The sequence below is a fragment of the Chitinophaga sp. genome (genome assembly GCF_019236475.1).
GTDB lineage: Bacteria > Bacteroidota > Bacteroidia > Chitinophagales > Chitinophagaceae > Chitinophaga.
The window spans coordinates 1-19,938 of the sequence record NZ_JAFAIX010000013.1 but is presented as its reverse complement, the minus strand read 5'-3'; the positions used below and the strand labels follow the sequence as shown (position 1 = coordinate 19,938).

16 protein-coding genes are annotated in these 19,938 nt (G+C 44.1%); 5 read left to right on the top strand and 11 right to left on the bottom strand.

Features of this window, described 5'->3' with window-relative positions; genetic code table 11:
• Positions 1-61: 61 nt before the first annotated feature.
• The 8 genes from cysD to JO154_RS22110 form a co-directional block, all read right to left on the bottom strand.
• The gene (cysD, locus tag JO154_RS22145) at positions 62-970 is read right to left on the bottom strand and encodes a sulfate adenylyltransferase subunit CysD (RefSeq protein ID WP_291949789.1); all 909 of its coding nucleotides are present in this window, start codon (positions 968-970) and stop codon (positions 62-64) included.
• A 47-nt stretch (positions 971-1,017) separates the two neighbouring features.
• Positions 1,018-1,701, bottom strand: a complete 684-nt coding sequence (locus tag JO154_RS22140) for a phosphoadenylyl-sulfate reductase (protein ID WP_291949786.1) — start codon at positions 1,699-1,701, stop codon at positions 1,018-1,020.
• 147 nt (positions 1,702-1,848) lie between these two features.
• On the bottom strand, positions 1,849-2,268 hold the full coding sequence (locus tag JO154_RS22135; protein ID WP_199074298.1) for an Rrf2 family transcriptional regulator: 420 nt from the start codon (positions 2,266-2,268) through the stop codon (positions 1,849-1,851).
• 102 nt (positions 2,269-2,370) lie between these two features.
• Entirely contained in the window at positions 2,371-3,087 is a 717-nt protein-coding gene (gene dapB / locus JO154_RS22130) for a 4-hydroxy-tetrahydrodipicolinate reductase (protein ID WP_291949780.1), read from the bottom strand.
• Between the two features lie 35 nt (positions 3,088-3,122).
• Positions 3,123-3,845, bottom strand: a complete 723-nt coding sequence (locus tag JO154_RS22125; protein WP_291949777.1) for a DUF5683 domain-containing protein — start codon at positions 3,843-3,845, stop codon at positions 3,123-3,125.
• Entirely contained in the window at positions 3,838-4,761 is a 924-nt protein-coding gene (locus JO154_RS22120; protein ID WP_291949774.1) for a ParB/RepB/Spo0J family partition protein, read from the bottom strand. Before JO154_RS22120 ends, JO154_RS22125 begins: the two co-directional genes overlap by 8 nt.
• Positions 4,745-5,566, bottom strand: a complete 822-nt coding sequence (locus JO154_RS22115; protein ID WP_291949771.1) for an AAA family ATPase — start codon at positions 5,564-5,566, stop codon at positions 4,745-4,747. Before JO154_RS22115 ends, JO154_RS22120 begins: the two co-directional genes overlap by 17 nt.
• A 68-nt stretch (positions 5,567-5,634) precedes the next feature.
• Positions 5,635-6,315, bottom strand: a complete 681-nt coding sequence (locus JO154_RS22110; RefSeq protein ID WP_291949768.1) for a metal-dependent hydrolase — start codon at positions 6,313-6,315, stop codon at positions 5,635-5,637.
• Positions 6,316-6,812: 497 nt separating this feature from the next.
• Here JO154_RS22110 and JO154_RS22105 point away from each other — a divergent pair, with 497 nt between their 5' ends.
• The 4 genes from JO154_RS22105 (at position 6,813) to lon (ending at position 12,336) form a co-directional block, all read left to right on the top strand.
• Complete coding sequence (locus JO154_RS22105; protein ID WP_291949766.1) at positions 6,813-7,985, top strand: metallophosphoesterase; 1,173 nt, start codon at positions 6,813-6,815, stop codon at positions 7,983-7,985.
• Positions 7,986-8,124: 139 nt separating this feature from the next.
• On the top strand, positions 8,125-9,033 hold the full coding sequence (locus tag JO154_RS22100; RefSeq protein WP_291949763.1) for a hypothetical protein: 909 nt from the start codon (positions 8,125-8,127) through the stop codon (positions 9,031-9,033).
• A 108-nt stretch (positions 9,034-9,141) separates the two neighbouring features.
• Positions 9,142-9,747 (top strand): porin family protein, encoded by a 606-nt coding sequence (locus JO154_RS22095; RefSeq protein WP_291949760.1) that lies wholly within the window; start codon positions 9,142-9,144, stop codon positions 9,745-9,747.
• A 186-nt stretch (positions 9,748-9,933) separates the two neighbouring features.
• Entirely contained in the window at positions 9,934-12,336 is a 2,403-nt protein-coding gene (lon, locus tag JO154_RS22090; protein WP_291949757.1) for an endopeptidase La, read from the top strand.
• Between the two features lie 277 nt (positions 12,337-12,613).
• Here the strand turns inward: lon and JO154_RS22085 are convergent, their stop codons facing one another.
• The 3 genes from JO154_RS22085 to ahcY form a co-directional block, all read right to left on the bottom strand.
• On the bottom strand, positions 12,614-13,360 hold the full coding sequence (locus JO154_RS22085; protein WP_291949754.1) for a hypothetical protein: 747 nt from the start codon (positions 13,358-13,360) through the stop codon (positions 12,614-12,616).
• Between the two features lie 281 nt (positions 13,361-13,641).
• Positions 13,642-14,373 carry a pyridoxine 5'-phosphate synthase gene (locus JO154_RS22080; RefSeq protein ID WP_291949751.1) on the bottom strand — a complete coding sequence of 244 codons (732 nt, stop codon included), beginning with the start codon at positions 14,371-14,373 and terminating at the stop codon, positions 13,642-13,644.
• Between the two features lie 96 nt (positions 14,374-14,469).
• On the bottom strand, positions 14,470-15,798 hold the full coding sequence (gene ahcY / locus JO154_RS22075) for an adenosylhomocysteinase (protein WP_291949747.1): 1,329 nt from the start codon (positions 15,796-15,798) through the stop codon (positions 14,470-14,472).
• A 507-nt stretch (positions 15,799-16,305) separates the two neighbouring features.
• On the opposite strand from ahcY, the gene JO154_RS22070 reads away from it, so the two are divergent.
• On the top strand, positions 16,306-19,938 hold a 3,633-nt coding region (locus tag JO154_RS22070), incomplete at its 3' end, for a hypothetical protein (protein WP_291949746.1).

Genomic DNA, 19,938 nt, shown 5'->3' with positions numbered 1-19,938 from the left:
ATTCCGTGCCGGGTGGCCCGGAGTATTGTTATTTTGCCTTTGCGGTATTTTCAACTGCGGATTAGAAATATCCTGCCTGTTTGCGTTTTTCCATAGCAGCTTCGGAGCGTTTATCATCAATACGTGCACCACGCTCAGAGATTTTGGCTTCCATAATCTCTGCGATGATATCTTCCAATTTATCTGCTTCAGACAGCACAGCAGCAGTACAGGTCATATCGCCCACGGTACGGAAACGTACAGTTTGGCGGAATGGTACTTCATCTGCAGAGGTGTTGAGATAGGAGGAGTAAGGCCAGTAGAGCCCGTCGCGCTCGATGATTTCTCTCTCATGTGCAAAATAGATGGAAGGAATCTGCAAGTTTTCTCTGCGGATATAATTCCATACATCTAATTCTGTCCAGTTGGAAATCGGGAACACGCGAACGTTTTCGCCTATATTAATTTTACCGTTGAGGATATCGAAGAGTTCCGGACGTTGCATTTTAGCATTCCATTGTCCGAATTCGTCCCTTACGGAGAATATTCTTTCTTTGGCGCGTGCTTTTTCTTCATCACGTCTGGCGCCGCCGATGCAGGCATCAAATTTACCTTCTTCGATGGCATCCAACAGGGTAACGGTTTGCAGCGCATTTCTGCTGGCGTATTTTCCAGTTTCTTCCTGTACCTTCCCTTGATTGATGCTATCCTGTACGGAGCGCACAATGAGGTCCAGCCCTAATGATTCCACGAGCCAGTCGCGGAACTGGATGGTTTCAGGAAAGTTATGACCAGTATCTACATGGAGTAACGGAAAGGGGATTTTCCCCGGATAGAAAGCTTTTTGGGCAAGTCTGACAAGTGTGATAGAGTCCTTTCCACCTGAGAAAAGCAACACAGGCTTCTCGAACTGGGCGGCTGTTTCACGAAGAATATAAATACCTTCATCTTCCAGTGCCTGCGGAAATTCCCAATTGATCTGATTCGTCATTGGACTATAATTAAGTTGATACAAATATAATTAGTGTGTGTTGGAAATTAGCCATGGAGGCCACATTCCTTGTGCGATGTTTCCCACCACCAGCGGCCGGCTCTTGGATGTTCGTCTGGCTCGATGGCGCGGGTACATGGTGCGCACCCTATGCTGATGAAACCCTTATCATGCAGTTTGTTGTAAGGAACATTGTTTGTCGCAAGATAAGCCAGTGTTTCATCATATCCCCAATGAATCAGGGGATTATATTTGTATAACCGTCTTTGTTCGTCCCACTCAATGATCTTCATATCATGACGATTGTCCGACTGTTCTGCACGCAACCCAGTGATCCATACCTTGACGCCTTCCAGGGCCCTATTCAAGGGTACGACTTTCCGTATGCCACAACATTCTTTCCTGTTCTCTACGGATTCATAAAAGCTATTGGGTCCCTTCTTTTGCAGGAGCTGTTCTACTGCAGCGGTTTCTGGGAAATACACGTCAATGGGCTGTTTGTATCGCGCCATTGTCAGATCAATCAAGTCATAGGTTTCCTGGAACAGTCGCCCTGTATCCAAGGTAAATACCCTGACTGGTAGTTGGTTACGCCAGATAATATCTGCAATTACCTGGTCTTCCTGGCCAAAAGAGGTACTGAAAGCAACCGCTCCAGGGTATTGCTCCGTTAAATATCGGATGCCTTCTTCTACCGACTTATTGTCCAGCGCAGTGGTAATGTCTGTCATGTAATACTTCCTTATGGTGATATGCTTGTGCCAGCAAGTATACAAAATTACATAAATCCTATAAAAAAGATAGACTAAATAGAAAATTCGATAAAAAAAATACCCCTGCGGATGCAGAGGTATTCTAAATAGTTGAAAATCTATCTTTTAGCTATTTCTAGTTAAGATGTCTTTCAGTGTTTTGTTTTCCAGAATTTTCAAAGCGGAATCCCTCACTCTTCCCATTACTTCATTGAGGCCACATACCGCTTCATCGCGGCAGTTTTCGCAACGTTCGTAATAATTCAAACTCACGCAGGGAAGAAGGGCAATAGGTCCGTCCAGCAGGCGAATAATCCTTGCCAGCGGAATTTCTTTTGGAGGTTTCATGAGATAATAACCTCCTCCCTTACCTTTTTTACTGCCTAGAATGCCGGCGTTTTTCAACTCCAGCAGGATATTTTCAAGAAATTTTATGGATATGTTTTTTTCCTGCGCTATCTCAGAAATAAGGATAGGTCCTTTGTCTACATTCTCGGCTAGGTAAATTAAAGCGTGAAATGCGTATTGTGTTTTTTTCGATAACATACCGTCTGATTTGCATCCCTCCTGGATGAACTTTAGGTGCAGCGAACATTATTTATCTGAACAAATATAAGTTGTTCCTGCGTCTTTTTGGACATTTTGACTTTAGAGGTTCAGCACATCTTTCATGGAGTAGACCCCTGATTTGCCTTTCAGCCACTCTGCGGCTACTACAGCACCGGCAGCAAAGCCTTCGCGACTATGAGCGGTGTGGGTAATACTAATATCGTCTATAGGAGAGGTATAAGTAACGGTGTGTGTGCCTGGAGCCGGATCTATACGTTTGGAGATGATCACCAATTTATCATCTACAGCACTTTCTTGATTAATCCACTCATGTTTGCGTGGAATACCTGCCAGCACCTGTTCTGCCAGGGTAATAGCGGTACCGCTAGGACTGTCCTTTTTCTGGGTATGGTGGATTTCTTCCATACGCACATCGTACTGTGGCTGGGTAGCCATCAGTTCAGCCAGTCTTTTATTCACTTCAAAGAAGATGTTCACGCCAATACTGAAATTGGTAGCATGGAGGAATCCTTTCCCTTCTTTGGTAGCAATAGCATTGATTTCCGGCAGCTTTTCCAGCCAGCCAGTAGTGCCAGAAACAACAGGTACATTCGCTTCGAAGCACTTCATCACATTGAAATAGGCTGTTTCTGGGGTGGTGAATTCTATGGCTACATCTGCCTGGCCCAAGTGTTCCTTGTCCAGCAGGTGTTTATTATTTAAATCTACTCTGAGAATTACTTCGTGTCCTTTGGCGGTGGCAATGGCATCAATGGCTTTACCCATTTTACCATATCCGATAAGCGCAATTTTCATGACCTGACTTGTTTTATTATGGTTGCTGAAAGGTGTTATCTGCCTGCATAATACAGTCGCTTCGATTTCTTACCTCCAACGGAGATATTAACACCTATTCCTAATGTACGATTGTTGATAATGGTGGGTGAAATCCGCATGGTAAGGTCATTGGAAACATCAAATGACCGCAAATGCGCGAACACCGTTGCATCTACTATATTCAGTCCGTAGGAGAGTACAAAGAACAACACGGAATAATCCACGTATTCCCGGTACTGATCCCTGATTAATTTGATCGCTTCCGCTGGGTAAGTACGAGGATAGATAGTTTCAAACTCATCATGTATATCCGGATTTTTCAGCATACGGATACGGTAGGCATCACGGTAACGCGTATACTCTTTCATATTAAAGATGAAAAAGCCGGTACAAGTACCAATAGCAGCGTATATGATGGGGATTTTCCAATATTCCCTGTTATAAGCTTGTCCTAGCCCTGGTAATACGGCAGAGTACAATGCTGCTTTCCTGGGACTGTGGATTTTAGGTTCCACGGCTGCCCGCATATCTGCTGTGGAGTCGATCCGGATGCCTTTAATAGCGGAGTCGGACGCCAAATGCGCGGCTCTGCTGCTATCTTGCGATTTCAGCACAGGAGCCACGGTATCTGCCTGTGGGAGCACAGTAGATATAGCTGATGCCGATAGTGAGCACACTACCAGCAACAGGAAAAATATATTACGTAAAAAATGAGTGATCTGTCCAGCCTTAGCCACCGTAAATGTCTATTTTTTCCAGAATACTGTTCAGTTCTTCATCTGAATAGAATTCGATCATGATACTGCCTTTTCCTTTCTTATCTCTGTCCAGTTTAACTTTAGTGGAGAAGTGTGATGCCAGGTTATCCTGAATTTTCTGGAATGCTGGCGCCAGTTTAACTTTCGCCTTTTGCTGGTTTCCTTTATTATCTTCTGCCTGATGCATGCGGCGGGCCAGTTCTTCTGTCTGACGAACGGAGAGGCCACCTTTCAGGATTTCATTAAAAAGAAACAGTTGATTTTCCACCTTCTCGATACCGGTGAGCACGCGGGCATGGCCCATGCTCAGGTTTCCGTTGCGCACAGCCACCTGGATATCAGGAGGTAATTTCAGCAGGCGGATATAATTGGTAACAGTACTTCTTTCTTTGCCCATACGGTCGGCTACTTGTTCCTGGGTGAGGTTACATTCCTCCATCAGGCGTTTGTAGCTAAGTCCAACCTCTATGGCGTTCAGGTTTTCGCGCTGTAGGTTTTCCAGCAGGGCGAGTTCCAGCAGTTCTTGGTCGTTGACCTGGCGAACATAAGCCGGAATGTCTTTCAGTCCTGCCATTTTGCTGGCACGCAGCCTGCGTTCACCTGCAATCAGTTGGTATTTTTTATTGCTGATTTTGGCTACAGTAATCGGCTGGATAATATCATGGAGCTGGATTGATTGACTCAATTCCTGTAATGCCATCTCATCAAAATCACGGCGGGGCTGTTTGGGATTGGTCACAATCTGGTCCAGGGGAATACGCTCTATTCCGGCCGCAGTAGCTACAGCAGCTTTATCGCCGAGTGCACCGGCGGTTTGCTTCAGATCTGTATCAATATTCTGCAGGAGTGAGCGGATGCCTTTACCCAGCGCCTCTTTCTTACTTGGATTGGTCATCGTTAATTGCTAAGATTTTATCTTTTGTTTTGATTTTCGTGAAGTTATGTTTTTGCAGGATTTCCTTGGCCAAGTTTAGGTAATTAATGGCGCCGGTGCTAGCTGCATCGTACATAATAACGGATTTACCAAAGCTGGGGGCTTCTCCCAGTTTGGTATTGCGATGTATAATAGTATTGAAGACGCTTTCTTCAAAATGCTGCTTCACCTCATCCACCACTTGGTTGCTGAGTCGCAGACGTCCATCGTACATGGTCATGAGAATACCCTCAATTTCCAGTTCCGTATTCAAACGGCTCTGCACAATTTTAATGGTATTCAACAGTTTGCCCAACCCTTCCAGTGCGAAGAACTCACACTGTACTGGAATAATCACAGAATTGGATGCCACCAGGGCATTCACCGTAATCAATCCCAAAGAAGGAGAACAGTCAACAATGACAAAATCATAATCCGCCTGGACACTATCTATCACTTGTTTCATCACTCTTTCCCTGTTGGGATGATTGATGAGTTCCAGTTCTGCACCTACCAGATCTATATGGGAAGGAAGTACTTTCAAATTGGGTGTATCTGATTCCAGGATCACATCTTTCGCCTGGATATCATTGACCATACAGTCATACAGACTTTGCTGCACATTGCGCAGGTCAAAGCCAAGACCAGTGGTACTATTGGCCTGAGGATCGGCATCTACCAGCAGCGTCTTGAACTCCAGCACGGCCAGGCTGCTTGCCAGGTTGATTGCACTTGTAGTTTTTCCTACGCCACCTTTTTGGTTAGCGATTGCGATAATTCTTGCCATTGTCTAAAATAATAATTCAAGGTTTATTTATAGGATATAAAGGATAAATCAGTCTTACCACCTATTCCTCAAACCTCTGTAGTACTCCCGATTTCAGGTAACAACAGTTCCAATCCAGCTTCGTCGAATTGTTCTATTGCTTCCTTATGGTCAATCTTAATATAACCAAAAGTATCGAAGTGGACGCCAATAATTTTACTGCACTCGATCATTTCTGCTGCCGCAATCGCATCTTCCACACCCATGGTGAAATTATCACCAATCGGTAATACCGCGAAATTTAGTTTGGCCGCCGCAGGAACCAGTTCCATATCGTATGTCAGGGCGGTATCTCCGCTATAATAGAAATTACCTTCGTCTGTAATGAAAATGAATCCCATTGGGTTGCCACCATAGCTGCCATCAGGCAAACCGCTGCTATGTTGGGCCACAGTACATTTTACCACTCCAAAATCAAACTTCCACTTGCCCCCCGTATTCATGGGATGTAATTTTTCCAGGCCTTGCTTGCCTGCCCAAGTCACAATCTCAAAGTTAGATACTACGGTGGCGCCTGTACGCTTTGCTAGCTCCACCAGGTCGGCGGTATGGTCCTCATGTCCGTGCGATACAAAAATGTAATCTGCCTGTATCGCGTCTATATCCACTTTTTTTGCCAGCTCATTATGACGGATAAAAGGATCAAATAATATCTGCTTACCCTTTATCTCCACAGCAAAGCAGGAATGTCCGTAATAGGTGAATTTCATAAATTAATGATTTGAATGAATTACAGAGACACAACTACACAGGAAGGCTGTCTGCAATTTGGATTTCAATATTAATTTTACACAATTAAAAGTAACCCCAATCGGACAAAAATACAACGATTAGGCAAAAATCAGGCGCTGTAGTATATTTATTTATTCACACTATAAGCGTTTGAAAGCTATTCACCACTCAAACACTGCCTGAGACCCAATGTTAATGGGTTAATTCCTAATAACTTCTGATCGTTTCAAATGTAACGGTTTCTTTCCCACGAAAAAAAATAAAACATACAATTAATCTTCTTGTTATTCGTCTTCATAACAACTGAATGATATTTAACTTTTTGGAGCCAGGGAGAATTGCTACCTTGCCCCATTCATTATATATATTAACAGAAAATCTAATAATGAGACCTGGCTCGAATTCCTTTATCCTAATTTTTATCCTTCTCCTGTTGGACATTTATGTATTCCAAGCTGTGAAAGCTATGGTGTACATGTCATCTCCCCGGGTCAGAAATATTACCTATAGTACTTATTGGCTTATTTCGATTTCCTGCCTCCTGGTGGTGGCTTTATTACCTTATATCAAGTGGCAGCATTGGCCAACCGCTGTTCGTTCCTATGTGCTAGCGATCATTATTGGTCTGGTTGTGGCCAAACTGCTAGCGGCCGTATTCCTCCTCCTAGACGATGCCAGAAGAGGTATCACTTGGCTGATTCGCCGCTTCTCTGCATCTAAACCAGTGGAAATGGAAGCCATTAGCGGACTTTCCCGCTCCCAATTCCTGAACAGACTGGGCCTGATTGCCGGCGGTAGTCTCTTCGCAACTCTCGTATACGGTTTTTCTAATAAGTATAATTATCATGTACGTAAGCTGAAATTATCTTTCAGCCACCTGCCTGCCAGTTTTAAAGGGATGCGCATCGTACAGATATCCGATATCCACTCCGGTAGCTTTTCCAACCGCCAGGCGGTATTGAAAGGTGTGAAAATGATCAATGACCAGAAACCAGACCTCATTCTCTTTACGGGCGACCTGGTGAATGACCGAGCCATTGAAATGGAACAATGGATGGATGTTTTCAGCCAGGTGAAAGCGCCGATGGGCGTATATTCTACCCTCGGAAACCATGACTATGGCGATTATTACCCTTGGCCCGACAAACAGCCCAACGGCTACAGCGCCATGCAGCACCAAAACCTGGAACATCTGAAACGCATACACGGAGAACTGGGTTGGAACCTGATGATGAATGAAAGTGCAGTACTCACACGTGGAAATGATAAAATTGCCCTGCTGGGTGTGGAAAACTGGAGCGCTATGTCCCGATTCCCTAAATATGGGGACCTGAAACGGGCCCACGAAGGCGTTGCGGATATTCCGTTTAAGATCCTGTTGTCACATGATCCTACCCATTGGAATGCACAGGTAAGACCTGAATACCCAGATATTGCCCTCATGCTGGCTGGCCATACCCATGGCATGCAGTTCGGTATTGAGATTCCCGGCCTGAAATGGAGCCCAGCCCAATATATTTATAAAGAATGGGCAGGCCTCTATAAAAAAGGAGAACAGTTCCTCTACGTGAACCGTGGCTTCGGTTTCCTTGGTTATCCAGGAAGGGTAGGCGTACTCCCAGAAATTACCGTTATCGACCTCGTTTAAATGGATCACCCTGCTTGTTTATCGACAAATAAGCAGGGTATACCTACACTTACCGCCTCTTCACCCAAAGCTCCCCCTCTTTAATCGACTTTAACCCCTATATTGCATATAATATAAAAATTAGGGTAAAAGCATTTTCATGCGCGTATACTTAGTATTCCTGTTGCTGTTTTGCATCCATTCTGCGATGGGCCAATCTTTAGCTGAGCTAGAAAACCAGTTAGATTCTCTGTTAAGCAAAAAAGAGAAAAGCGAGCTGGTTGCTGGCATTGGATATGGCAATAATCCCGCCTATGGAAGCAAAGTTCCCAATTACGACGAACCGCTCGTAATGAAGACTTTTATTACCCCATCTCTAACTTACTACCACAAGAGCGGCTTCTATGGCAGCTTTAGCGGTTATTACCTCTTTGACGCTTTTAAGAATCCTTGGTTCGAATGGGATTTTACCGCTGGATATGATTATTCCAAGAACGATAAATTTATCACAGGCGTTTCCTATACCCGATATTTCTTTACAGATAGCAGTGATGTACCACTATCGCCCATCAAAAATGAAACTTTCGCCTATTTCTATTACCGGGGATGGTGGTTACAACCTGGTGTGAGTTTGGATTATGGTTGGGGAAAAACTGTCACTGAGGGTCTTCATACCAGGGAAACACTTCGCGGCAGCGATTTTAACGTGATTACAACGGTACGTCATCCATTCATATTTACCGGATTGCTATCCGCCAAAGATGCTGTCTTACTAACTCCTTCCGTATCCTTAACCATGGGTACGGCCAATTATTTCAGCAATCTGAAAGCATTTCAATACTATACACGTACCCCAAAGGTGAATAAACTGGTGAAACACCCTGGCAAAGAAACATCCATAGAACAAAGGACTGAATTTCAACCAAGGGCAGTAGATCTCACCGTTAATTTCTCTTACTTAATTGGTAAAGTAACAATCTCACCTTGTTACACGATGTTCGAAACTTTTAATCTCGGTGAAAGTGGCCTCCTGAGCTACTTTACAGCACGTGTTTCCTATACGTTCTAAAATACTTAACATATAGCACGGAATTTGTATAAAACGCCACTGCGGATAGTCGTAGGGGTGAGAGTCCTCTTATGCGTCTATATTTTAACCATGATTAATATTGTTTGTATGAAAAAACTATTCCTCGCTGTTGTACTGATGTCAGTAACAGCCGTTTCGACTGTAAATGCGCAATCACTACTGCGCTGGGGTGTTAAAGGTGGCGCCAACCTGGGTAAACTGGATGGTACCGGTTATCAGAATGGATTTAACCTGGGTTACCATCTGGGAGGTTTCGTTCAGCTCAACCTGACAAAAGGTTTCGGAGTACAGGGAGAAGCAATTTTCTCTTCTACCAAAACCAAAACTACCGATGATTTCAGCCAGATTTACAACACAGGAAATTTGAGTGATAATGGTAAAACTATCAACCTCAATTACCTGAGCATTCCTCTCCTGGCAAATATTGACCTCGGTACTCCTCGCCTGAAACTCCAGCTCGGACCTCAGTTCAGCGCATTAGTGAGCGACAAAAAAGTATTTGGTGCAGCAAATCAAGCATTCAAAGGTGGTGATATCTCCGGCGTTGGCGGTCTCTGGCTGCAACTGCCTATTATCAACATCTCTGCCCGCTACATCATTGGCTTCAACGATGTAAAAGACATCAACAGTGTTACCAACACCAGCAACTGGAAAAATCAAGCGATCCAGTTGGGTGTAGGTGTAACCCTGTAAGATATTTACCCATAACCGTTAAAGGCGCTTTTATTGCTACTCATTTGGATAGTAGCAATAAAAGCGCTTTCTTTTGGCAGGGGTTTTCACTTGGCATTAATCTTGACTAAGTACCCCTGCTATTAATCCGAGCGGATTTGGTTGGCTAATCTGACAGAATGTCCTCGGTGGCTTTAAATATTTCAGATGAACAGATTTTATTTAGGAAATTCGGAAGATGAAATGGAGTTCATGCCTATTATTCCCTTGAGTGAAGACGGAGAAGGGCAGGAGGACGAAAAGATCCCCGATGAACTGGCATTATTACCATTACGAAATACAGTACTCTTCCCTGGCGTTGTGATTCCTATCACTGTTGGCAGGGATAAATCCATAAAGGCAGTGAACGATGCATACAAGACTGACAAAATGGTCGGGGTTGTTGCACAAAAAGACAGTTCAGTTGAAGATCCCACTGTAAACGACCTCAGCGAGGTTGGTACCGTAGCACGTATCGTTAAATTGATTAAAATGCCGGATGGTGGCACCACCATCATCATCCAGGGCCGTAAACGCTTCAAAATCGAAGAAGTAGTAACGGAAGAGCCTTATTTCAAGGCAAGAGTGGAAATCCTTCAGGATGAAACCGCAGAAGATGATACAGAATTTGATGCCTATATCGCGTCTATTAAAGACCTGGCCACTCAAATTATTCAGTTGTCTCCCAATCTGCCTTCAGAAGCCAGCATTATCCTGAAAAATATTGAGAATCCTGGGTTCCTGGTGCATTTTGTCTCCTCTAACCTGAATTCTGAACTGAAGGATAAACAGCAACTGTTGGAGATCAACAACCTGCGCCAACGTGCAGAACTGCTGATGAAACTCCTACAAACAGAATTGCAACTGGCAGAACTGAAAAATAAAATTACCAATAAAACCAAAGCCGATCTTGATAAACAACAGCGCGACTACTTCCTGCAACAGCAGATGAAGTCGATCAAGGAGGAATTGGGCGGCGATTCCAACGATCGGGAAATCCGTGAAATGAAACGCAAAGCAGAGGACAAAAAATGGCCTGCTGCTGCAGCGGAAGCATTCACAAAAGGCATCGAGAAACTGGAACGCATGCATCCTAGCACGCCTGATTACAGCGTGGTTTACAACCACCTGGATCTCTTGCTGGATCTGCCTTGGAATGAATATACCACCGATAGTTACGACCTGAAAAAGGCGAAGAAAGTACTGGATAATGACCACTACGGCATGGAGAGAATCAAGGAACGTATCCTGGAATACTTAGCCGTACTGAAGTTGAAAGGCGATATGAAATCTCCGATCCTCTGCTTTGTAGGCCCTCCAGGTATTGGTAAAACCTCTCTGGGTCGCTCTATTGCTAATGCAGTAGGACGTAAATATGTACGTTTGAGCCTAGGCGGTATGCACGACGAAAGCGAAATCCGCGGACACCGTAAAACCTATATCGGTGCGATGCCAGGCCGTATTGTGCAGTCCATTCGCAAAATAAAATCTTCTAATCCAGTGATGATCCTGGATGAAATAGATAAACTGGCCAATGATCATAGGGGAGACCCGAGCTCCGCGATGTTGGAAGTGCTGGACCCAGAACAGAATAGCACTTTCTATGATAACTACCTGGAACTGGAATATGACCTGAGCAAGGTGTTATTCATTGCTACCGCCAATAATATCAGCGCTATCCCTGCGGCACTGCGCGATAGGCTGGAAATCATCGATTTGAGTGGTTATAGCATCGAAGAGAAGGTGGAAATCGCGAAGCGTCACCTGATCCCAAAACAGAAGGAAGCACATGGCCTGAAAGACATGAAATTCCGTATAGCCAATAACGTTATCGAACATATTATTGCTGATTATACCCGCGAAAGTGGGGTGCGTGAACTGGATAGACATTTTGCCTCCATCATGCGTAACCTCGCCAAGGAAGTGGCTATGGAGAACGAACTGCCAGAGGCCGTGACCAATGACCGGGTAGAGGAAATCCTCGGTAAACCGCGTTATTCCAATGAGATATACAAGGTGGGCAATCCTCCAGGTGTGTCTGTAGGACTGGCATGGACTTACGTAGGCGGGGAAATCCTGTTTATTGAAAGTAGTTTGAGTGAAGGTAAAGGTGATTTGAAACTCACTGGTAACCTGGGTAATGTGATGAAAGAATCTGCTGTAACGGCGATGACTTATTTACAGGCCAATGCAGCCGACTACAAAATTGACCCGAAAGTATTCCGGGAAAAGAGCGTACATATCCACATTCCAGAAGGCGCCGTGCCTAAAGATGGTCCTAGTGCGGGTATTACGATGTTGACAGCGCTGGCGTCTTTGTTTACTGGTCGGAAAGTGAAGTCTTATCTGGCGATGTCAGGGGAGATTACCTTGCGTGGACAGGTATTACCAGTAGGAGGACTCAAAGAAAAAATTCTGGCGGCAAAACGTGCCGGAATCCGTGAAATCATCCTCTGCTGGCAGAATGAGAAGGACATAAGAGAGATCAATCCAGATTATATCAAAGGATTGAAGTTCCATTATGTGAAGCAAATGAACCAAGTGCTGGAAATTGCGTTATTAAAGAAGTAAATCCGTGTATCATTACTGTCAATCCTGACGGTAACTATTATAGCATTCATACCGGTTTGTTGTGACCCCGGTATGGATCATGTTGATTGTTTTAAGGGTTCGATAAAGCCATTTGCGTGAGTGAATGGCTTTATCGCTTTTTAGGCAAGACATGAAAAAGGCCTTTGGTGCTTTCCTGGAAAAGGAAGAGCGCCAAAGGCCTTTTAATTATTGGTTAGAGCGGGACTGGATAGAAAGCATGGATAATGCTATCTATCCAGCGGGTATCCACTATTTGTTATTGACAGAAAGGTACACCTGGATAATCCGCACTGTTGCTAGTCACGCCCTCGAATCTATTCGCTTTGATATCATAGGTAGCATGCTGTGTACCACTGAAGATGATTAACTTATTAGTAGTGGAGAACCAGGTACTAACATAAGTTGCACTGAAGGTACTGAATGGCACGCCTGGATAGTGGCTAGCGATATCGGTAATACCCTTAAAGGCATTAGTAGGAATATCAACACGTGCATATTGGGTACCACTGAACAGGTAAAGCTGTGGCGTTGAATAGGTCACGGTATCCACATAGGCGGCATCAATAGAGGTGAATGTCACTCCTGGATAAGCATGGGAGATGCTATCCAAGCCTAAGTAAGTATTGGACTTAATGTCGTAACGGGCTACCTGCTTACCACTGAAAATAATCAGCTTTGGCGCCATGGGATCAATCCAGATGTTTGCATAGACAGCATCGAAGCTGGTGAATGGTACGCCTGGATAGCCAGCAGAGATAGGGTTAAGACCTTTGTAGGTATGTGTCAACAAATCTACACGGGCATACTGATTTCCATGGAAAATATACAGTTGTGGGGTGGTATAATGCCATACGTCAGTATAGGTAGCTCTGTAGCATGCAGAATCAGGTAAAAGAGTAGTCGGTTTGTTTCCAGGAGTCTCTGGTTTGTCATTGCCTTTTGAACAGGATTGGCTAAGTAAAGCCATGGATGCGCCGAGCATCAGCATAAATACTTTTCTCATAGTAAGAATAAATAGGTTTTAAAGGGTTTGATGGATAAAAAACAGTTGAGTTATCAAAGAATACCGTGCATTCCGGTATCAGGGTATTCGATTGAACTTATAAAGTTTAAATGTATTGAAAATTGGATTTAGTAACAGTAAACGATATATAAACATTTTATGCTGGATAAGAATATTATATGACAGCATATTAGGTGTTGGTTACTTGTTGGGTTTATAAAGGAAAGGCCAAAAGAACTCAGTTCTTTTGGCCTTTCCTTTTCAATTTTTCAAGTAATATTTTAATCAGCTAATTGCCTTTTATACAACTGGATGGTATTTTCCAGACCGAAGTAGATGGCATCAGCAACGAGGGCATGGCCGATAGAAACCTCTTTCAACTGTGGGATATGCAGTTTAAAGAAACGGAGGTTATCCAGGTTGAGATCGTGGCCTGCATTGAGGTCCAGACCGATGGCGGTGGCTTCTCTGGCGGTGTTTTTATAGTCGTTGAACAGTTGCAGGTTCTGTGGCTGCGTACGCGCATTCGTATATTCTTCCGCGTAAGGACCGGTGTATAATTCAATACGATCTGCACCAGCAGATTTAGCGCCTGCTACTTTGTCGACTTCCGGATTGAGGAAGATGGACACGCGGATACCTGCTTTTTTCAGTTCCGAGATAACATCTTTCAATTGAGATTGATATTTGATTGTATCCCAACCGGTGTTGGAAGTGATGGCATCAGGAGGATCTGGCACCAGTGTACATTGGTGAGGTTTTACGGACAATACGAGGTCCATAAACTCTTTGCTGGGATATCCTTCGATGTTGAACTCCGTTGTTACAAGTGGTTTGAGGTCAAGAACGTCCTGGTAGCGGATATGGCGTTCGTCAGGGCGAGGGTGAACGGTAATACCGTCTGCGCCAAAGCGTTCGCAGTCCTGTGCTACTTTCAATATATCTGGGATGTTGCCACCGCGAGCATTGCGCAGTGTTGCAAACTTGTTGATATTAACACTAAGCTTTGTCATGCTGCGAAATTATTGATTTTTTCTTGCATAGTAGTGATATAAACAAAAAGCTCCTGCTTGCGGCAGGAGCTTTTTGTTATAATATTTCGTGACTGATTAGTAACGATAGTAATCAGGTTTGAATGGACCTGCAACTGGAATACCGAGGTATTCAGATTGAGCAGAGGTCAGTACATCCAGTTCTACGCCAATTTTTTTCAGGTGCAGACGGGCAACTTTCTCATCCAGGTGTTTAGGCAGTACGTAAACTTCGTTTTTGTAGTTTGCGGAATTCTGCCAGAGTTCCAGTTGAGCCAGTGTTTGGTTGGTGAAGGAGTTACTCATCACGAAAGATGGGTGACCAGTAGCGCAACCCAGGTTAACCAGGCGGCCTTCAGCCAACAGGATGATATCTTTACCATCGATAGTGTATTTATCTACCTGAGGTTTGATTTCAACTTTAGTATGACCGTAGTTTTGGTTCAGCCAAGCTACATCGATTTCGATATCGAAGTGACCGATATTAGAAACGATACATTTATCTTTCATCAGTTTGAAGTGCTCGCCGTTGATGATATCGCGGCAACCAGTAGTAGTAACTACGATATCCGCTTCTTTGATAGCATCGTTCATTTTTTTCACTTCATAACCTTCCATAGCAGCCTGCAGTGCGCAGATTGGATCGATTTCAGTTACGATTACGCGAGCGCCAGCGCCACGGAGAGACTCCGCAGAACCTTTACCTACGTCACCGAAACCAGCAACAACCGCTACTTTACCAGCGATCATTACGTCAGTTGCACGACGGATAGCGTCTACGCAAGATTCGCGGCAACCGTATTTATTATCGAATTTGGATTTGGTAACAGAGTCGTTGATGTTGATCGCAGGCATTGGTAAAGTACCATTTTTCATGCGCTCATACAGACGGTGAACACCTGTAGTGGTTTCTTCACTCAGACCTTTAATGTGCTGGATCAGTTCTGGGTAACGGTCCAGTACCATGTTGGTGAGGTCACCACCATCGTCCAGGATCATGTTCAGCGGACGGTCAGCACCACCGAAGAACAGGGTTTGTTCGATGCACCAGTCAAAATCCTGCTCGTTCAGGCCTTTCCAAGCGAAAACAGGCGTACCTGCAGCAGCGATAGCAGCAGCAGCGTGATCTTGTGTAGAGAAGATGTTGCAAGAGCTCCAACGTACTTCCGCACCCAGGTGAACCAGGGTTTCGATCAGTACAGCAGTCTGGATAGTCATGTGCAGACAACCAGCGATACGAGCACCAGCCAGTGGCTTAGTGTTACCGTATTCTTCACGGAGAGACATCAGACCTGGCATTTCAGCTTCTGCCAGTTCGATTTCTTTACGACCCCACTCTGCCAGGGACATATCTTTTACCTTATATTTCAGGCTAAAGTCAATGTTAGATTTTGAAACAGTAGACATTCTTACTTTTTTTTACAAATCTATGGTTATTTTTTCTTTCTGCATAGTCTTTCACCTCATGATTTTTCTTTTTAACCGTTAAATTTTCTACAAAAAATCTAAAATACCAGGGTTTTGACCACTTGCATATTTTTATTTGAATAAATATATTTTATGTTATAGATTTGTAAATTAAAATATATGATTTTATAATTTATTGTTCGGAAGTAGTAGACAAGAGGTAGTAGATATAATAAATTATATAAATCATCCCCAGTGCAGCAAGTGTGCAGGGAACTTGTTTCCCCCACGTTGCTATGCCAACGAACTAAAACGATAGATACACGACACACCGGCAGCAAGGTTTTTCTGCACCTGGAGAGGTGTAAGCCGTCGGGAGCCATTAAAGGAAATTCGCATCAACGCATATAGGTTGGGTAAAGAATAGTTTTTTTCATTTTGTGACTTAAGAATCTATATGCATAAATAGAAATTTACAAGCTTATTATGTTAGTTCAGTCCTATCCTATGAAAGATACCCAGACTGCTATGCCCCTATTTTTCCGTCGGCTTGCCGGTGGCCTAGTAATGGCATTGATGTTACTGTTCTCCACGCAAAATGCCTCCGCACAGGTTATCATTAATCCCTCAGGTGGAACAAATGCCAGTGATGGGCTCAAAATTGTTGTTCAAGCCAATGGCGATTTCCAGGTTTTCAGAAATGGAAGAACGGAAACTGGAGTGGATCGTCTCGACGCTGGGAAAGTGGGGATCCGGAATTATTTCAAATTTTTCAACTATACTGGTGGTGTTTATACCGATACCATTTCCCCTACTTTTGACCAGATAACCGGTGTAATGGGGGATGGTACTACTGCCAATCCTTATGAAGTAATCATCTTCTCTCATTTGGATGTACCGAAGGGTGCAACAACTTATCGCTTTGTGCTCAGGAAGACGATCAGTTATGAGGCCCCTAAAAAATATTTCCACCTGAAATATAACCTTTATTGCACCACTACTGGGGCTACTAATCTTTACCCGATCCTGTACTTTACAGAATACCCTAAGCTCCAGGATAATATAACAAATCCCCAGGACGATAATAACCGTAACAGCTTCGCATCCACAGATAATGGAACATCTACCAATGCGAAGTTTGCAGGGATATATAGGTCTGCAACCACCACTGCACCAAATGCTAACAATGGTAATTACTCCCATGTGTTTCGTACAATAGATACTTCCAAATTTCTTGGAATGAGTATCAACTATGATTATGACAGGGAAGATGATCCTAATATACCAGGTCAATTCCTGAACGGAATGTTGAATACCAGTAACCCACTGAATTATTACCGTGGAATTGGGCTTTGCGTTTTAATGCCAATGACTGGTTTGACATCTACCTATGCCTCTTCAGGAACTGTTATTCGTGTTGGTTATGATGATACCCAAACGATTAAAAACACTACTGCATACACTGATCCAATGTCTACTGCACACAGTGGAAAGAGTACTCCAGTGACAGTCGCATTTGCAAGTGCTGCGCAGTCGCAGCCGGAAGGCGATGTTGTCGCTACCGCAAGTAATCTGAATCTCACCGTGTCCGGAGGAATTTTGACTGCACCCGCCTTCGTACAGATAGACGTGGCCCCGCCTGATGTAGGTGAATTACATCCAGCTATAGAAGGAACTGATTTTACAATTAACAGAGTAGGGTTCATGATTCCAGCAGGCGATTACACTGCCGGAAAAGTAGTTCCTGTCCCTGTGGTCACTATTAGAGGAAATAAAATCCTGGAATATGATAGACGACTGAATTTGAAGTTGTTGGCGTCTCCCGATAATATGATCAAGTTGGGCTCTCAAACTACTACACAATATACGATAGTAGACGATGAACCCAGTGACCTCAGCACTACAACGCCGACCCTTACTGTATTGGAAGGCAATAGCGCCACTATTCACGTGCAATTACCAACTGGGATCAACGCGTCTGAAAGAATAAAAGTTTCGGCAACTGCTATTAATGATGCTACGCCAAATTTAGCGACGCCTGGTCTGGACTATGTAGACCCAATCCCTGACGCCTATATTGAAATAGGCGCTAACGGTACAGATCTTACCCTGACCGCAAAAACAGACCTGGTGCTGGAACCAGATGAACTGGTGAAACTGAATATCACTGCGGTAGTAATGGGGAAAACAAAAACGATTACCCAAACGACCACTATCCAGGATGCTACCCGCCTCGATGCCAATAATACAAAACTGACATTCTCCACCATTCCTGCTACAGGCCTGACAGAAGGTTATACTGGTAAACTGGCAGTGGCACTACCTGCGAACGTTACTACCACCGTTCCTATCAATATTAACCTGAATAATATTACAGGAACTGCGTCTACACTGGATTATACAATAACCTCTCCGTTCACGCTGAGCACCGGCAATGCCACCACTACAGACTTGGCATTATTAACGGATAATCTGCTGGAAGGAGATGAAACCATGATTCTAGGAGGAGTTGCCAGCGATGGTATTACTAACTTTACGTTGAATCCATTTACGATTACCATTGGTGATGCGAGTTATCCACCTGCTCATCCTGTGATCGTACACTTGGATCAAACTTCCGTGAAAGAAGGAGATGCCACCGGCGCCGCGTTCTGGCTGGAATTACCAGACGGACTGGTAGCTGGTAAACAGTGGACTTTCAACCTGGCTGCCGACGCTACTTCTACTGCGGCTGCCTCCAGGTATGTACTTCCTGCTACCATCACCATAAATACTGGTAAATCTGCCTCCGATAAAATATATATCAAGGCAAACACCAACAATGTGCTCTATGATGATGCCATCCTCAAAATTAATACTACTTGCACCGACCCAAATATTCCAACAGATGGGCAGAAACAACTGACCATCCTGGATAATACCAGTCAGACAAATGCAGGCAGTAAAGTACTGACTATCACTCCTGTGAAGTCTACTATCAAGGAAGGAGAGACGGTGAAATTCACCATTGCATTACCTGCCAATGTGACTAGTACTAAGGATATTAATATTACCCTTACGAGAGATGCTGCGTCCACTGTTGGTTTAACAGGAGACTATACGCTCCTGAAGAATGTGATCACATTGCCAGCAGGAACTAACAGCATCACTACTATAGATGATATTGTAAGAGCTGAAACAGATTTGATCATTGAGAACACAGAAACGCTGTTCCTCAATACCACTGCTGATGTAGATGTAACCACCAACCAGGTAAGACTGGATATTACAGATGTAACTCGCAATGATCCGAATAATCTCAAACTGAGCATTACTTCTCTCGCTGCTCCAGCAGATCTGAAAGAAGGCTACACCGGACCATTAACGGTATCACTGCCACCGAATGTTACGACGGAAGTGGAAATTAATTTCACTTTCAAACCGAATACAGGAACTGCTAGCCCGGCCGATTATACAATTACACCGTCAACTTTCACGCTGTTGGGTCACTCTCAGGATGTAAGTCTGGCGCTGCTCTTGGATAATCTTGTGGAAGGGCCTGAAACACTGGTATTGGATGGTACGGCAACAGATGCTATCTCGACACCATATACTGTTACTGGCAAAACCATCACGATTATAGATGCGGATTATCCTCCAGGTAATATACTACTCCATTTGGATCAATCATCTGTAAAAGAAGGCGATGCCACTGGCGCCGCTTTCTGGGTAGAATTACCAAACGGTCTTACCACTGCATCTCAAATGAACTTTACCTTAAGTGCTGGTACAGGAACCACCGCTGCGGCTGCTCGTTATAATTTGCCAACCACTATCAGCATTCCTGCCACAAAAGGTACTTCTGATAAAATTTATATTAAAGCTCCCGCGAACCTGGTGCTCAATGATGATGCTGTGTTGTACATCAATGCAGTGTGCACCGATCCTATGATCACTACGGTGCCTGCTGTAAAACTGGATATCCTGGATAACACCAGCGTCACTTCTCCAGGAAGTAATGTACTCACCGTAACGCCTGTAAGTACCACACTGAAAGAAGGAACGGCGACTAAGTTTACCATTTCCCTGCCAGCGAACATCACGTCTGCGACAGCTATCACGGCAGATCTTACACCTGTATATGTAGCTGGCGGCGCAAGT

What these genes read in the sequence shown, in the direction of transcription:
- cysD (WP_291949789.1), bottom strand. Translation starts at nt 970, where the DNA reads ATGACGAATCAGATCAATTGGGAATTTCCGCAGGCACTGGAAGATGAA.
- JO154_RS22140 (WP_291949786.1), bottom strand. Translation starts at nt 1,701, where the DNA reads ATGACAGACATTACCACTGCGCTGGACAATAAGTCGGTAGAAGAAGGC.
- JO154_RS22135 (WP_199074298.1), bottom strand. Translation starts at nt 2,268, where the DNA reads ATGTTATCGAAAAAAACACAATACGCATTTCACGCTTTAATTTACCTA.
- dapB (WP_291949780.1), bottom strand. Translation starts at nt 3,087, where the DNA reads ATGAAAATTGCGCTTATCGGATATGGTAAAATGGGTAAAGCCATTGAT.
- JO154_RS22120 (WP_291949774.1), bottom strand. Translation starts at nt 4,761, where the DNA reads ATGACCAATCCAAGTAAGAAAGAGGCGCTGGGTAAAGGCATCCGCTCA.
- JO154_RS22115 (WP_291949771.1), bottom strand. Translation starts at nt 5,566, where the DNA reads ATGGCAAGAATTATCGCAATCGCTAACCAAAAAGGTGGCGTAGGAAAA.
- JO154_RS22110 (WP_291949768.1), bottom strand. Translation starts at nt 6,315, where the DNA reads ATGAAATTCACCTATTACGGACATTCCTGCTTTGCTGTGGAGATAAAG.
- JO154_RS22105 (WP_291949766.1), top strand. Translation starts at nt 6,813, where the DNA reads ATGTCATCTCCCCGGGTCAGAAATATTACCTATAGTACTTATTGGCTT.
- JO154_RS22100 (WP_291949763.1), top strand. Translation starts at nt 8,125, where the DNA reads ATGCGCGTATACTTAGTATTCCTGTTGCTGTTTTGCATCCATTCTGCG.
- JO154_RS22095 (WP_291949760.1), top strand. Translation starts at nt 9,142, where the DNA reads ATGAAAAAACTATTCCTCGCTGTTGTACTGATGTCAGTAACAGCCGTT.
- lon (WP_291949757.1), top strand. Translation starts at nt 9,934, where the DNA reads ATGAACAGATTTTATTTAGGAAATTCGGAAGATGAAATGGAGTTCATG.
- JO154_RS22085 (WP_291949754.1), bottom strand. Translation starts at nt 13,360, where the DNA reads ATGAGAAAAGTATTTATGCTGATGCTCGGCGCATCCATGGCTTTACTT.
- JO154_RS22080 (WP_291949751.1), bottom strand. Translation starts at nt 14,373, where the DNA reads ATGACAAAGCTTAGTGTTAATATCAACAAGTTTGCAACACTGCGCAAT.
- ahcY (WP_291949747.1), bottom strand. Translation starts at nt 15,798, where the DNA reads ATGTCTACTGTTTCAAAATCTAACATTGACTTTAGCCTGAAATATAAG.